This window comes from Streptomyces sp. LS-MS-L19 (genome assembly GCF_058382285.1).
On sequence record NZ_JBYCLL010000001.1, the window covers coordinates 1,916,880 to 1,930,877 of the forward strand.

General features: G+C 68.2%; 14 protein-coding genes. 2 read left to right on the forward strand and 12 right to left on the reverse strand.

Features of this window, described 5'->3' with window-relative positions; all coding sequences use genetic code 11:
• Positions 1-85: 85 nt before the first annotated feature.
• From AC2XR2_RS08385 to AC2XR2_RS08400, 4 genes are all read right to left on the reverse strand, one after another.
• Positions 86-457 carry an FKBP-type peptidyl-prolyl cis-trans isomerase gene (locus AC2XR2_RS08385; protein ID WP_020141356.1) on the reverse strand — a complete coding sequence of 124 codons (372 nt, stop codon included), beginning with the start codon at positions 455-457 and terminating at the stop codon, positions 86-88.
• 88 nt (positions 458-545) lie between these two features.
• A complete protein-coding gene (locus tag AC2XR2_RS08390; protein ID WP_381301237.1) occupies positions 546-1,553 on the reverse strand; it encodes an FKBP-type peptidyl-prolyl cis-trans isomerase in 1,008 nt (335 codons plus the stop codon).
• Positions 1,554-1,680: 127 nt separating this feature from the next.
• Positions 1,681-3,042, reverse strand: a complete 1,362-nt coding sequence (pafA, locus tag AC2XR2_RS08395) for a Pup--protein ligase (protein WP_020117715.1) — start codon at positions 3,040-3,042, stop codon at positions 1,681-1,683.
• A gap of 9 nt (positions 3,043-3,051) precedes the next feature.
• Complete coding sequence (locus AC2XR2_RS08400; protein WP_330268045.1) at positions 3,052-4,311, reverse strand: MFS transporter; 1,260 nt, start codon at positions 4,309-4,311, stop codon at positions 3,052-3,054.
• A gap of 130 nt (positions 4,312-4,441) precedes the next feature.
• Here AC2XR2_RS08400 and AC2XR2_RS08405 point away from each other — a divergent pair, with 130 nt between their 5' ends.
• The gene (locus tag AC2XR2_RS08405) at positions 4,442-5,458 is read left to right on the forward strand and encodes a LacI family DNA-binding transcriptional regulator (RefSeq protein ID WP_491514687.1); all 1,017 of its coding nucleotides are present in this window, start codon (positions 4,442-4,444) and stop codon (positions 5,456-5,458) included.
• Between the two features lie 62 nt (positions 5,459-5,520).
• Here AC2XR2_RS08405 and prcA read toward each other — a convergent pair whose 3' ends face one another.
• From prcA to arc, 6 genes are all read right to left on the reverse strand, one after another.
• A complete protein-coding gene (gene prcA / locus AC2XR2_RS08410; protein ID WP_330268043.1) occupies positions 5,521-6,276 on the reverse strand; it encodes a proteasome subunit alpha in 756 nt (251 codons plus the stop codon).
• Between the two features lie 60 nt (positions 6,277-6,336).
• The gene (prcB, locus tag AC2XR2_RS08415) at positions 6,337-7,182 is read right to left on the reverse strand and encodes a proteasome subunit beta (RefSeq protein ID WP_381301232.1); all 846 of its coding nucleotides are present in this window, start codon (positions 7,180-7,182) and stop codon (positions 6,337-6,339) included.
• Positions 7,134-7,739: an endonuclease VII domain-containing protein gene (locus tag AC2XR2_RS08420; protein ID WP_491514688.1), complete on the reverse strand. Its 606-nt coding sequence runs from the start codon at positions 7,737-7,739 to the stop codon at positions 7,134-7,136. Before AC2XR2_RS08420 ends, prcB begins: the two co-directional genes overlap by 49 nt.
• A gap of 49 nt (positions 7,740-7,788) precedes the next feature.
• On the reverse strand, positions 7,789-8,007 hold the full coding sequence (locus tag AC2XR2_RS08425; RefSeq protein WP_020141350.1) for a ubiquitin-like protein Pup: 219 nt from the start codon (positions 8,005-8,007) through the stop codon (positions 7,789-7,791).
• Positions 8,008-8,162: 155 nt separating this feature from the next.
• Positions 8,163-9,674, reverse strand: coding sequence for a depupylase/deamidase Dop (gene dop, locus AC2XR2_RS08430; protein WP_381301227.1), 1,512 nt, complete (start codon positions 9,672-9,674; stop codon positions 8,163-8,165).
• Positions 9,675-9,919: 245 nt separating this feature from the next.
• Positions 9,920-11,686 carry a proteasome ATPase gene (gene arc, locus AC2XR2_RS08435; RefSeq protein WP_330268040.1) on the reverse strand — a complete coding sequence of 589 codons (1,767 nt, stop codon included), beginning with the start codon at positions 11,684-11,686 and terminating at the stop codon, positions 9,920-9,922.
• A gap of 244 nt (positions 11,687-11,930) precedes the next feature.
• On the opposite strand from arc, the gene AC2XR2_RS08440 reads away from it, so the two are divergent.
• Positions 11,931-12,236, forward strand: a complete 306-nt coding sequence (locus tag AC2XR2_RS08440; protein ID WP_330268039.1) for a ferredoxin — start codon at positions 11,931-11,933, stop codon at positions 12,234-12,236.
• A gap of 57 nt (positions 12,237-12,293) precedes the next feature.
• Here the strand turns inward: AC2XR2_RS08440 and AC2XR2_RS08445 are convergent, their stop codons facing one another.
• Both AC2XR2_RS08445 and AC2XR2_RS08450 read right to left on the reverse strand, forming a co-directional pair.
• Positions 12,294-12,872: a hypothetical protein gene (locus AC2XR2_RS08445; RefSeq protein ID WP_491514689.1), complete on the reverse strand. Its 579-nt coding sequence runs from the start codon at positions 12,870-12,872 to the stop codon at positions 12,294-12,296.
• A gap of 217 nt (positions 12,873-13,089) precedes the next feature.
• Positions 13,090-13,992, reverse strand: coding sequence for a tRNA (adenine-N1)-methyltransferase (locus tag AC2XR2_RS08450; protein WP_449350113.1), 903 nt, complete (start codon positions 13,990-13,992; stop codon positions 13,090-13,092).
• Between the last annotated feature and the right edge of the window lie 6 nt (positions 13,993-13,998).

Consider the following 13,998-nt stretch of genomic DNA (forward strand, 5'->3'; position numbering starts at 1 on the left):
GGTCGATCGGGTCCGGTCGGATGTCGTACGACGATCCGACCGCGACGCGATCTTTTACGACTCTTCTGATGTCGCGGTACGACGATCAGACGGCGATGAGGTCGACCACGAAGATCAGGGTCTCACCGGGCTTGATCGCCGGGGTCGGGCTCTGGTTGCCGTAGGCGAGGTGGGCCGGAATGGTCAGCTGGCGACGGCCACCGACCTTCATGCCCTGCACACCCTGGTCCCAGCCCTTGATGACCCGGCCGCCGCCCAGCGGGAAACGGAAGGGCTGACCGCGGTTCCAGCTGGCGTCGAACTCCTCGCCGGTGCTGAAGGAGACGCCCACGTAGTGGACGGTGACGGTCTGGCCGGCCTGCGCAACCTCGCCGTCGCCCTCCCAGATGTCCTTGATCTCCAGGTCCGCCGGGGGCGCGCCCTCAGGGAAGTCGATCTCGGGCTTGTCGATGCTCACGTCACTCGCTCCTGCTTGTTCACGGAAAGGCAACAGGGACCAGTCTTACATCCCCGCCACGAGGACCCGCGCGCATGTCCCCCGTGCGTCACATCTTCGCCAGGATGTCCACGGTGAAGACCAGCGTGGAGTCCTTCTCGATACCGCTGCCGGCCGGCGGCTTGTCGCCGTAGCCCAGCTTCGGCGGGATGGAGATGAGCACCCGGCTGCCGACCTTCTTGCCGGTCAGGCCCTGCGCCCAGCCCTTGACGACCTGCTGGAGCGAGAACGACGCCAGCTGCTTCCTGCTGTACGTCGAGTCGAACTCCTTGCCGGAGTCCCACACCACGCCCTTGTACTGCACGAGCAGGGTGCTGTCGGCCGCGACCTCGTCGCCGTCGCCCTCGATGACGTACTCCGACACCAGCTTGGTGGGCGCGGCCTTCTTGGGGACCTCGATGGAGGGGGCCTTGCCGTCGGTGTTGGTGCCGACCTTGGGCAGGGCGGCGTCTGTCTGCGGGACGTTCTTGCCCTTGGCGGAGCTCTTGCCGTTGAACGAGTTCTGGATGTCCACGACGAACACCAGCGTGTCGGTGCCCTTGATGCCCGCCTGCGCGTTGCCCTCCTTGCCGTACGCCCAGGTCGGCGGGACGGAGAACAGGACACGGCTGCCGGCCTTCTTGCCCGCCAGGGCGTACCGCCAGCCGTCGATGATGCTGTTCTGCGCGAGCTGGATCACCAGCGGCGTCTTGCGGTCGTAGGAGTTGTCGAAGATCTTCGCGGTGGAATAGATCTGGCCGAGGTAGTGGGCCTGGACGTAGTCGCCCTCGGCGACCGTGGTGCCGTTGCCCGTGATCAGCGTCTTGACCGCGAGCTGGTCGGACGGCTCGCCGCTGCCCTTGGCGACGGTCGGCTTCTCACCGAACTTGGCGCCCGCGGTGATCGCCGGCAGCGGTCCGTCGACGATCTTCGGCGCGGGCGGCGCCGGAGGCGCCGAGGACGACGCCGAGGGTGACGTGCTGTCGCTCGCCTTGCTCGAGTCGGACTTGTCGTCACCGCATGCGGCGAGTGTGACCAGTCCTGCGGGAACGGCAATGATGAGTGAGCGTCGGCGCACGGTGGGGGCCTCGTAATCGGTCGATCTTGTTGATGGCGTGCGCGCAACTCTACGGCGTGCGAAGGGCGCCGTACGGGAAACGTACGGCGCCCGTGTTGCGTTCCGGCAGTGACGCGGAACGCATTGCTCACATTCCGGCGATCAGTTTCTCCACCCGGTCGTCGACCGATCGGAACGGGTCCTTGCACAACACCGTGCGCTGCGCCTGGTCGTTGAGCTTCAGGTGCACCCAGTCGACGGTGAAGTCCCGGCGCTGTTCCTGGGCCCTGCGGATGAAGTCACCGCGCAGCCGGGCCCGAGTGGTCTGCGGCGGAACGGACTTGCCCTCGAAGATCTTCAAGTCGTTGCAGATACGGGCGGCTTGACCCTTCCTCTCCAGAAGGTAGTAGAGACCACGACGGCGGTGAATGTCGTGATACGCGAGGTCTATCTGCGCGACCCGCGGGTGGGACATGGTCATGTTGTGCTTGGCCCGGTACCGCTCGATCAGCTTGTACTTCATGACCCAGTCGATCTCGGTGCCGATCCGGTCGAGGTCCTCGGCCTCGATCGCGTCCAGCGTGCGGCCCCACAGCTCGAGGACCTGGTCGACGGTGCCGGTGCGGATGCCGCGCCGCTCGACGAAGTCCACGGCCTTCTCGTAGTACTCGCGCTGCACCTCCAGCGCGGAGGCCTCCCGGCCGCTGGCCAGACGCACCTTGCGCCGGCCGGTGATGTCGTGGCTGACCTCGCGGATCGCCCGGATCGGGTTCTCCAGGGTCAGGTCGCGCATCACGGTGCCCGCCTCGATCATGCGCAGCACCAGGTCGGTCGCGCCGACCTTGAGCAGCATGGTCGTCTCGGACATGTTCGAGTCGCCCACGATGACATGCAGGCGGCGGTAGCGCTCGGCGTCCGCGTGCGGTTCGTCGCGGGTGTTGATGATCGGCCTCGAGCGGGTCGTCGCCGAGGAGACGCCCTCCCAGATGTGCTCGGCCCGCTGACTGACGCAGTACACCGCGCCCCGCGGGGTCTGCAGCACCTTGCCGGCACCGCACAGAAGCTGCCGGGTGACCAGGAACGGAATGAGAATGTCCGCGAGCCGGGAGAACTCCCCGTGGCGTGCGACGAGGTAGTTCTCGTGGCAGCCGTAGGAGTTTCCGGCCGAGTCGGTGTTGTTCTTGAAGAGGTAGACGTCGCCCGCGATTCCTTCCTCGTGCAGGCGTCGTTCGGCGTCCACCAGGAGTCCTTCGAGAATGCGCTCGCCGGCCTTGTCGTGGGTGACCAGTTCGGTCACGTTGTCACATTCGGGTGTCGCGTATTCCGGATGTGAGCCCACGTCGAGATAGAGGCGTGCGCCGTTTCGCAGAAAGACATTGCTGCTGCGGCCCCATGACACGACACGGCGGAAGAGGTACCGCGCCACCTCGTCGGGAGACAGGCGCCGCTGTCCCCTGAACGTACACGTGACGCCGTACTCGTTCTCCAGCCCGAAAATGCGGCGGTCCATGAGTGAACATTACGCCCGATCCCCCGAGCTGAAACGGGGTTCGGCAGCACGGTTTGGATCATTTTCCGTCGACGACGCAACTACCGCCCGCACCACGGGAGCTGTGAGGACGCGCCCCGTGACCAGCAGAACCAGCAACGACACACCCCCCGCGGCCCCCGGCACGGCGAAGCCCCACAGGGCCCCGCCCCGCTCGACGACCGGGCCCGCGAGGCCCGTTCCGACCGAGGCGCCCACGGTGAACGTCGTCACGAGCCACGAGAAGGCCTCGGTGACCGTCCCGGTCGGCGCGTGCCGGTCCACCAGGACGAAGGCGCACGCGATGACCGGCGCCAGGAACACCCCGGCGAGCACCGCGAGCAGCGTCATGGCGACCGCGCCCGGCATCAGCATGAGCGGCAGGTAACACACCGCCAGGAAGCCCACCAGCACCTGCAGTCGCCGCGCCGGCTCCCCCGCCCACTGCCGCGCCCCGTACGCCGTACCGCCCACCAGGGCCCCCAGCCCGATCCCGGCCATCAGCCAGCCGTACACCGCGTCCCCGCCGTGGTCATCGGCGTACGACACGGAGGCGACCGTGATGGACCCCAGCGCGATCCCCACGAACAGGAACGCGCCCAGCATCGCCAGCAGCCCGCGCGAGCGCAGCGCGCCGAGCCAGTGCGCCTCACGCGGCGCGGACCGCCACGCGCGCGTGGGCGGCGCCACGGCCACGGAGAGCGCGCCCAGCACCCCCACGGCGTTCAACACCAGCAGGGCCGCCCGCTCCGACCACAGCGACACGCACAGCGTCACCAGCAACGGGCCCACGGTGAACATCACTTCCTGTGCCACGGCGTCCATCGCGTACGCCCGGTGCACCTGGTCCTCCCGGCGCAGCACCGAGGGCCACAGCGCCCGCAGCCCGCCCTCCAGGGGCGGTGTGAACAGCCCGGCGGCCGCCACGCACGCGTAGGCGAGGGCGAGCGGGTCGGTGCCGCAGAACGCGAAGCCCGCCATGGCGAGCGCCGACAGGACCGCGGCGGGCAGCTGGACGCGCGGCTGGCCGTGCAGGTCCACCAGCCGGCCCAGGACCGGCTGACCGACGGCGTTGGCGACGCCGTACACCGCCGCGAGGCCGCCCGCCAGGCTGTAGGTGCCGCCCTCGGACCGCACGAACAGCACCATGGCGATCGCCGCGGTCGCGTTGGGCAGCCGCCCCACCAACGTGCCCGTCAGCAGGCGTGCCGCGTGCCTCGCCCTGAGGATCTCCAGGTAACCCGCGGCCATCCCCGCCTCCAAGTAATACGTATAACGTCCGCTCACATACGTACCATGTGCGCTGTTCGGACGTCCAGACGACCGGCGTGAACCCAGGGCAGCAGCGCCCGGCGAACGCCAGCAGAGGAGCACGCCCGCGGTGGCACGCAGCAACACGCGCCCGACCAGTCGTGACGTCGCCCAGGCGGCCGGAGTCTCCCAGGCCGCCGTCTCACTCGTCCTCGGCGACAAATGGCGCGGCCGGGTCTCCGAGGCCACCGCCGAACGCGTCCGGGAAGCCGCCCGCGACCTCGGCTACCGCCCCAACCTCGCCGCCCGCAACCTCCGCCTCGGCCGCACCCGCACCGTCCTCCTGGTCGTCCCCGCCCTGACCACGGAGTTCTTCGCCGGCGTCTACACCGGCGCCGCACGCGTCGCCGCCGACCACGGCTTCGGCGTCGTCCTGTACCCCTCACCCGAGGGCATCGGCCCCGCCCGCGACCCCTTCGCCTCCGCCCAGGCGGCCCTCGACGGCGTCATCGCCTCTTCCATGGCCGCAGACGCCCTCACCGCCATCCGCGGCGACCAGCTCCCCCTCGTCATGCTCGACAGCGACCCCTCCGGCAGCCTCGGCGCCGCCACCGTCAACCTCGACATCGCCGACGGCATCCGCCAGGTCGCCATCCACCTGCTGGACCTCGGCCACCGCCGCTTCCTGCACCTCGCCGCCGACGTGCCCTCCTGGACCTTCGAGGTCCGCGCCCGCGAACTCGCCGCACGACTCGCCACGGTCCCCGGCACCTCCGTCCGCACGGCCCGCGCCCCCATCTCCATCGACGGCGCCCTGGCCGCCGCGGAGGCCGCCCTCGCCGCCCCCGGACCCCGCCCCACCGCCCTGGTCTGCGACGACGACAAACTCGCCGCCGGCGCCTACAAAGCCGTACGACGACTCGGCCTGCGCGTCCCCGACGACATCTCCGTCACCGGCCTCGACGACCTCGCCCTCGCCACCGCCCTCGACCCCGAGCTGACGACCGTACGGCTCGACGCCGAACTCTTCGGCGAACACGGCATGCGGGCCCTCCTGGCCGTCCTGGAGGGCCGCACACCCGACGCCGGAGACATCCCCGTCGAGTTGGTCGTACGAGGCTCCACGGCCCCGCCCAGCGCCCCCTGAACGCCCTGTGCCCCGGCCGAGAGATCGGCCGGGGCACAGCAGGGACACACCGCTCCGCGGAACTACTCCTCCTCGGAGCCCTCCGGCTCCTCGGCGCTCTCCGCCTCCGTGGTCGCGCCCTCGGCCTCCAGCAGCCGGGACAGCTGACGCCCCACGATCCGCTTGAACTTCCGCTGCTGCGGACGCGTACGGTCCAGCACCGCCACCTCGAGCCGCTCCGCGGGAATCTCCCGCTCACTGCCGTTGGTGTCACGCGACAGCGCCTGCACCGCCAGCTTCAGCGCCTCCGCCAGACTCACACCGTCCTGGTGCCGCTGATCCAGATAGCTGCTGATCTGCTCGGCATTACCGCCCACCGCGACCGAGCCGTGCTCGTCCACGATCGAACCGTCGTGCGGCAGCCGGTAGATCTGGTCACCGTCCGGAGTCTCACCGACCTCCGCCACCACCAGCTCCACCTCGTACGGCTTCTCGCCGGCCGAGGAGAAGATCGTGCCCAGCGTCTGCGCGTAGACGTTGGCCAGACCACGCGCGGTCACGTCATCACGGTCATAGGTGTACCCACGGAGATCGGCGTACCGCACACCACCGATCCGCAGGTTCTCGTACTCGTTGTACTTGCCGGCGGCCGCGAAGCCGATCCGGTCGTAGATCTCGCTGAACTTGTGCAGCGCACGGGACGGATTCTCACCGACGAACACGATGCCGTCGGCATACTGCAGCACGACCAGGCTGCGACCACGGGCGATGCCCTTGCGGGCGTACTCGGCCCGGTCGGCCATCGCCTGCTGAGGGGAAACATAGAACGGCGTCGACACCGGTTATCCGTCCCTTTCTGTGGAAGTCACTGCGATCACCTTGGACAAGACGACAGACGCCTACAGCAGCGCGGCCCGCGGGCCGTCGGGCTGCTCCAGCCGCCGCTCGAGAATCGAACGGGCGATCTCGGAGGACTCCTCGTCGGTGAGCCGACGGAAGCCGTCCTCGGTGATCACGGTGACGATCGGGTAGATCCGGCGGGCGACATCGGGACCACCGGTCGCCGAGTCGTCGTCAGCCGCGTCGTACAGGGCCTGCACCACGAGCGTGGTCGCCTGCTCCTCGGTCAGGTCGGCACGGAAGAGCTTCTTCATCGCCCCGCGCGCGAAGATCGAACCGGAGCCGGTGGCGGCGTAGTTCTGCTCCTCGGAACGGCCGCCGGTGACGTCGTAGGAGAAGATCCGCCCCTTGTCCCGGTCCACGTCGTACCCCGCGAACAGCGGTACGACGGCGAGGCCCTGCATGGCCATGCCGAGGTTGGACCGGATCATGGTGGACAGCCGGTTCGCCTTGCCCTCCAGCGAGAGCTGAGCGCCCTCCACCTTCTCGAAGTGCTCCAGCTCCAGCTGGAACAGCTTCACCATCTCCACGGCGAGACCGGCGGTGCCGGCGATCCCGACGGCCGAGTACTCGTCGGCCGGGAACACCTTCTCGATGTCCCGCTGGGCGATGACGTTGCCCATGGTGGCGCGACGGTCACCGGCCAGCACCACGCCCCCGGGGAACGTGACGGCGACGATCGTCGTCCCGTGCGGCGCCTCGATCACGCCCTGCGTGGGCGGCAGTTGCCGGTTCCCCGGCAGCATCTCCGGCTGATGCTCGGACAGGAAGTCCATGAAGGACGACGACCCAGGCGTCAGGAAGGCAGCTGGTAGACGCCCGGTGCTACGAGTGTTGGCTTCCACGCGATTCCTTCCACATAAGCAGCAGCCCGCCTTATGGCATCGGGCCGATCCTTGAACTGCCCCAGTGCGGCATTGCAGCTGAAGCACAGTACGCCTCGGACCCTACCCGTCTTGTGGCAGTGATCCACATGCTCCGGCAGAGCCGCCAAACATATGCAGCAGACGCCCCCTTGAGAGGCGACCAACTCGTCGCGCTCCGCCTCGGTGATGCCGTACTGACGCTTCAGATGGTCCCGCCGACTCTGAGCTGCCCTGCATGACTTGCAGCGCGTCGACAGCCCGTCGGAGGCGGTCGCATTGCGATGCCACTCACTGTGCGGCTTGACCTCGCCGCACGTGCGGCAGAGCTTGTGTCCGTCCGGGACGTCCACGTGCTCCCGAACCGACTTGCCCATGGCCTCCCGGCGCCGCCGGGAGTGCGCGGCGCTGTATTCCGCCACGCACTCCCGGCAATGCACCTGGAGTCCGTCACGCCGATTCCTGTCACGCGCGAAGACCGCAAGAGGCAGATCGCGGCCGCACTTCCTGCATTCCTTGGCGTCGAGCTCCTCAGCCACCCAGCTCCCCCGCAACCTTCACTTCGAAGGGAGGCTGACCAATCGACCTTTACTCTCCGCCTTTTTGCACGAAGGAGCGCACGAAGTCCTCGGCATTTTCTTCGAGCACATCATCGATTTCGTCCAGGACGGAGTCCACGTCGTCGCTCAGCTTCTCGTGGCGTTCCTTGAGGTCCTCGGAACCCTGCGCCTCCGCAGTCTGCTCCTCGACCTCCTCGGTGTTGCGGGTGGCCTTCTGCTGTCCGCCGCCGGTGTCCTTGGTCGCCATAACCCCTCACCCCGCTCGGTTCGACGTTCTTGATCAGACCCTACAAGCAGGGTCTGACATCGGCCCCGCAGTTCCTACAACGTACGGGGGCCATCTCGATGATTCCCTCTGGCCGGGTTTTCCACCCTGTGGGAGCGCCCGGCCAAAGGACCGGTTCAGCCGCCGGACAGCACCCTGACCAGGTCTTCTGCCGTGCGGCAGCGGTCCAGCAGCTCCTTGACGTGATTTCGCGTTCCGCGAAGCGGTTCGAGGGTTGGGACGCGCTGGAGCGAGTCCCGGCCCGGGAGGTCGAAGATGACCGAGTCCCAGGAGGCCGCGGCGACGTCGTCGGCGTACTGCTCCAGGCAGCGGCCGCGGAAGTACGCGCGGGTGTCCTCCGGGGGCTTGGTGCGGGCCCGCTCGACCTCGTTCTCGTCCAGCAGGCGCTTGATGCGGCCGCGGGCCGCGAGACGGTTGTAGAGGCCCTTGTCGGCCCGTACGTCGGCGTACTGGAGGTCCAGGAGGTGGAGCTTGGCGGCGTCCCAGTCGAGGCCGTCGCGGCGCCGGTAGCCCTCCATGAGCTCCCGCTTGGCTACCCAGTCGAGCTCGCCGGCGAGGCTCATGGGGTCGTTCTCGAGCCGGTTGAGGGTGTCCTCCCAGCGGGTGAGGACGTCCTTGGTCTGATCGTCGGCGTCCGCGCCGAACCGCTCCTCGACGTACTTGCGGGCCAGCTCGTAGTACTCCATCTGGAGCTGGACGGCGGTGAGTGTGCGGCCGCTGCGGAGAGTGACCAGGCGTTGGAGTGTCGGGTCGTGGGAGACCTGGTGCAGGGTGCGCACCGGCTGGTCGACGGCCAGGTCGACGGCGATGAAGCCGTCCTCGATCATCGACAGGACCAGGGCGGTGGTGCCGAGCTTGAGGTAGGTGGAGATCTCGGAGAGGTTCGCGTCGCCGATGATCACGTGGAGGCGGCGGTACTTCTCGGCGTCGGCGTGGGGCTCGTCGCGGGTGTTGATGATCGGGCGCTTGAGGGTGGTCTCGAGGCCGACCTCGACCTCGAAGTAGTCAGCGCGCTGGCTGAGCTGGAAGCCGTGTTCGTGGCCGTCCTGGCCGATGCCGACGCGGCCGGCGCCGGCGAAGACCTGGCGGGAGACGAAGAAGGGCGTGAGGTGGCGCACGATGTCCGAGAAGGGGGTCTCCCGCTTCATCAGGTAGTTCTCGTGCGTGCCGTAGGAGGCGCCCTTGTTGTCGGTGTTGTTCTTGTAGAGGTGGATGGGCTGGGCGCCCGGGAGCGCCGCGGCGCGCTCGGCGGCCTCGGCCATGATGCGTTCGCCGGCCTTGTCCCAGAGGACGGCGTCGCGGGGGTTGGTGACCTCGGGGGCGCTGTATTCGGGGTGTGCGTGGTCGACGTAGAGTCGTGCGCCGTTGGTGAGGATGACGTTGGCGAGGCCGATGTCCTCGTCGGTGAGCTGGCTGGAGTCTGCGGCCTCGCGGGCGAGGTCGAAGCCCCGCGCGTCCCGCAGCGGGTTTTCCTCCTCGAAGTCCCAGCGGGCCCGGCGGGCCCGGTGCATCGCCGCCGCGTAGGCGTTGACGATCTGGGATGAGGTGAGCATGGCATTGGCGTTGGGGTGGCCGGGGACGGAGATCCCGTACTCCGTCTCGATGCCCATTACTCGCCGTACGGTCATGCGGCCCTCCTTGCCCGGCGACGCCCTCGGTCGGGGGCGGCGCTCAAGTACCGCTGGCGCTCCGGTGCGTGTGCGGTGCCCGTCCCCGCACTGCGCGACTCGGCGGTACCGAAGAGCCTAGAACGGCTTTGCGCTGGTGGGGAGATCATTTGCGTCATTGCCTTGCTCGCCTTTGGTCCGGTTAGTTGCCTGAAAAACAGTCGGCTGCGGGTACCCCGTTGTGGGCACCCGCAGCCGCCCTGTCTTTACAGGTACTGACCGGTGTTCGCCACCGTGTCGATGGAGCGTCCGGTGTCGGCGCCCTGCTTTCCGGTGATGAGGGTACGGATGTAGACGATCCGTTCGCCCTTCTTTCCGGAGATGCGGGCCCAGTCGTCCGGGTTGGTGGTGTTGGGCAGGTCCTCGTTCTCCTTGAACTCGTCCACGCAGGCCTGGAGGAGGTGGGAGACGCGGAGGCCCTTCTGGTTGTGGTCGAGGAAGTCCTTGATCGCCATTTTCTTGGCGCGGCCGACGATGTTCTCGATCATGGCGCCGGAGTTGAAGTCCTTGAAGTAGAGGACTTCCTTGTCTCCGTTGGCGTAGGTGACTTCCAGGAAGCGGTTTTCCTCGGATTCGGCGTACATGTGTTCCACGGCCGTCTGGATCATGCTCTGGACGGTGGTGGCCTTGCTGCCGCCGTGCTCGCCGAGGTCGTCGGAGTGCAGGGGGAGGCGCTCGGTGAGGTACTTGCCGAAGATGTCCTTGGCGGCCTCGGCGTCGGGACGCTCGATCTTGATCTTCACGTCGAGGCGGCCGGGGCGCAGGATGGCGGGGTCGATCATGTCCTCGCGGTTGGAGGCACCGATCACGACCACGTTCTGCAGGCCTTCGACGCCGTCGATCTCGGCGAGGAGCTGCGGGACGATGGTGTTCTCCACGTCCGAGCTGACCCCGGAGCCGCGGGTGCGGAAGAGGGACTCCATCTCGTCGAAGAAGACGATGACGGGGGTGCCCTCGCTGGCCTTCTCGCGAGCACGCTGGAAGACGAGGCGGATCTGCCGCTCGGTCTCGCCGACGTACTTGTTGAGGAGCTCGGGGCCCTTGATGTTGAGGAAGAAGCTCTTGCCGGTGGCCTGGCCGGTGACCTCGGCGACCTTCTTGGCCAGCGAGTTGGCGACGGCCTTGGCGATGAGCGTCTTTCCGCATCCGGGGGGCCCGTAGAGCAGGACGCCCTTGGGCGGGCGCAGTTCGTGCTCCTTGAACAGGTCCGGGTAGAGGTACGGGAGCTCGACCGCGTCCCGGATGGCCTCGATCTGGCCGCCGAGTCCACCGATCTGCTCGTAGCCGATGTCGGGGACCTCTTCGAGGACGAGTTCCTCGACCTCGCTCTTGGGGACGACCTCGTAGACGTAGCCGGATCGGGGTTCGAGCAGCAGGGCGTCGCCGGGGCGGATGGTGATGTCCAGCAGCGGCTCGGCGAGCCGTACCACCCGTTCCTCGTCGGTGTGCCCCTGCACGAGGGCGCGCTCGCCGTCCTCGAGGACCTCCTTGAGGGTGACGATGTCGCCGACGCTCTCGAACTCCATGGCCTCGACCACGTTGAGAGCTTCGTTGAGCATCACTTCCTGGCCGCGCCGGAGCTCTTCGAGTTCGACGCTGGGGCTGACGTTCACCCGCAGTTTGCGGCCGCCGGTGAAGATGTCGGCGGTGCCGTCCTCGTTCGCTTCGAGGAAGACGCCGAATCCGGCCGGGGGCTGTGCGAGCCGGTCGACCTCTTCCTTGAGGGCCACGATCTGGTCGCGGGCCTCACGGAGCGTGTTGGCGAGTCGCTCGTTCTGTGCGGATACGCCGGCCAGGTTGGTCTGCAGCTCGACGATCCGCTCTTCGAGAATCCTCGTGTGCCGCGGAGAGTCGGCGAGCTTGCGCCGCAGGACGGCGATTTCCTGCTCAAGGTAGGCAATCTGCCCGGCCGGGTCGTCGGACCCTCGTCCCGGGCGGATGCCGCGGTTCATGTCGTCGTCGTGGGCTGCCACGGTCCTCACCTCCTCCAAGGGGAGCTGGACGCTTCCAGACCCTACCTGGGTGGGTGTCGATTGAAACCCCTAGATCACAAAGACTGTCGAGGTGTGTCCGATCTTCACCCTTGCGCTCTCCCTCACGCCAGGGGAATACCCACCGAACAAGATTGGAAAGCTGCCGGAGGTAGGGTCGAAGTGTTCAACACCCGTCAGAGCTGGCCGGATTCCCGTCCAGCTCGACTTGTAAACGGCAGGAGAGATGAGCGTGCAGCAGGAGGCCGGGGCCGGCGGCGAGACCCTGGAGGTCTGGATCGATCAGGACCTGTGTACGGGTGACGGCATCTGCGTCCAGTACGCGCCCGAGGTGTTCGAGCTGGACATCGACGGTCTGGCCTATGTGAAGGGCGCGGACGACGAGCTTCTGCAGGACAGGGGCGCCACAACGCCCGTTCCGCTGCCGCTTCTCACCGATGTGGTCGACTCCGCGAAGGAGTGTCCGGGTGAGTGCATTCATGTACGGCGAGTTTCGGACAGCGTCGAGGTCTACGGCCCGGACGCGGAGTGACCGCGACGGCACTCCGCGTGACTCTTGTCTGATTTCTCACAGATGTGATCGCTTCGGTCAGACGGTGTGCGTGCCCGCCGGGGTCGAGCGGACGAACGCGCCGTCCTTCCACTGCCACTTCGCCTTGTCCGTCACGTCCGGGCAGCAACTGGGTACGTCGGACGTGGAGTAGCCGAGCAGGGTCGCCTCCACGGCTCCGTCGCTGACCGTGAAGTCGGTGACGGTGTTGCGGCTCTTCGGGCTCAGCAGCGTGGCGACCACCCGGGGTTCGCCGGAGTCCTTCGCGCGCGTGATGACGTAGACGGCGTCGGGCGGGGTGCCCATGGGGGCGTCGCAGTGCACCACTACGACGGTTTCCGGCCGTCCGTCGCCGTCGAGGTCTCCGGAGACCCGTTTCTGCACCTTCGCTCTGACCGGGCCGCAGTCGATCGGGAAGCGGACGTCCGCGGGATCGGGTGCGGTGGTGACCACCGGGGCGGTTCTGGCTTCGGGGCCGGCCGCCTGTGCCGCCGTCGCGGGGTTGGGCTGGAGGACCGAGGAGAAGGCCACGACTGCCGCCACGGCGGTGGCGGTGGCGACCCAGTGGATCGGGCGGGTGTGCGTGTGTGCCAGTTCCGGGACGGCGGATTGCTGCACTAGGAGCGTCTCCTGTGAGGGCTGTGCCGGTGGGGGTGGGTGGCCAGCATGGTGCCACACGTCACAGGTCGGGGGAACGGCGGGGTGGGTACTTGTCCTGGTTACGTCCCGCGGGGGTCCTGCCACCGCGTCAACACGAAGGCGCCGGGGTGGAGTTCCCCTGGTCTGCGGGAACTCCACCCCGGCGCCCTTACGTTGAGTGCGGCACGGGGCCGCCCTAGCGGCCGGCGCCTCCGTCGGCGTTGGGGCCGGCGTAGTCCTCGCCGTAGGCGCCCTTGGCGGGGCGGCGGCGGCGCATGGGGGGCTCGACGCCGTCGGCGAGGCGGCGGGCGGTGAGCAGGAAGCCGGTGTGGCCGATCATCCGGTGGTCCGGGCGGACGGCGAGGCCCTCGATGTGCCAGTTGCGGATCATCGTCTCCCAGGCGGTCGGCTCGTTGAAGGAGCCGATCTCGCGGATGGACTCGACGGTCCGGGCGAGCTGGGTGGTGGTGGCGACGTAGCAGCAGAGGATGCCGCCGGGGACGAGGGCCTTGGAGACGGCCTCCAGGCACTCCCAGGGGGCGAGCATGTCGAGGATGACGCGGTCGACGTCGGTGTCGGACAGGTTGTCCTGGAGGTCGCCGACGGTGAGCTGCCAGGCGGGGTGGGGGCCGCCGAAGTAGCGCTCGACGTTCTGCTGGGCGATCTCGGCGAAGTCCTCGCGCCGCTCGTAGCTGTGCAGCATGCCCTGGTCGCCGATGGCGCGCAGCAGGAAGCTGCTGAGCGAGCCGGAGCCGACGCCCGCCTCCACGACGCGGGCGCCGGGGAAGATGTCGGCGAAGGCGAGGATCTGCCCCGCGTCCTTGGGGTAGACCACGGCGGCGCCGCGGGGCATGGACAGGACGTAGTCGGGGAGCAGGGGGCGCAGCGCGAGGTAGGCGACGTTACCGGTGGTGCGGACAACGCTGCCCTCGGGTGCGCCGATCAGCTCGTCGTGCGGGAAGGAACCCTTGTGGGTGTGGAAGTTCTTTCCCTCTTCGAGCGTGAACGTGTAGTGGCGGCCCTTGGGGTCGGTCAGCTGAACCTGGTCCCCGACCTTGAAGGGCCCGCGCCTGCGGGCGGCACCGGTCGGTTCGGACATGTGAAC

Bases quoted from the DNA above. Each gene is read 5' to 3' on its own strand.
- AC2XR2_RS08425 (WP_020141350.1), bottom strand. From the start codon at position 8,007: ATGGCGACCAAGGACACCGGCGGCGGACAGCAGAAGGCCACCCGCAAC.
- AC2XR2_RS08450 (WP_449350113.1), bottom strand. From the start codon at position 13,992: ATGTCCGAACCGACCGGTGCCGCCCGCAGGCGCGGGCCCTTCAAGGTC.
- dop (WP_381301227.1), bottom strand. From the start codon at position 9,674: ATGACCGTACGGCGAGTAATGGGCATCGAGACGGAGTACGGGATCTCC.
- AC2XR2_RS08400 (WP_330268045.1), bottom strand. From the start codon at position 4,311: ATGGCCGCGGGTTACCTGGAGATCCTCAGGGCGAGGCACGCGGCACGC.
- pafA (WP_020117715.1), bottom strand. From the start codon at position 3,042: ATGGACCGCCGCATTTTCGGGCTGGAGAACGAGTACGGCGTCACGTGT.
- AC2XR2_RS08440 (WP_330268039.1), top strand. From the start codon at position 11,931: ATGAGCGTGCAGCAGGAGGCCGGGGCCGGCGGCGAGACCCTGGAGGTC.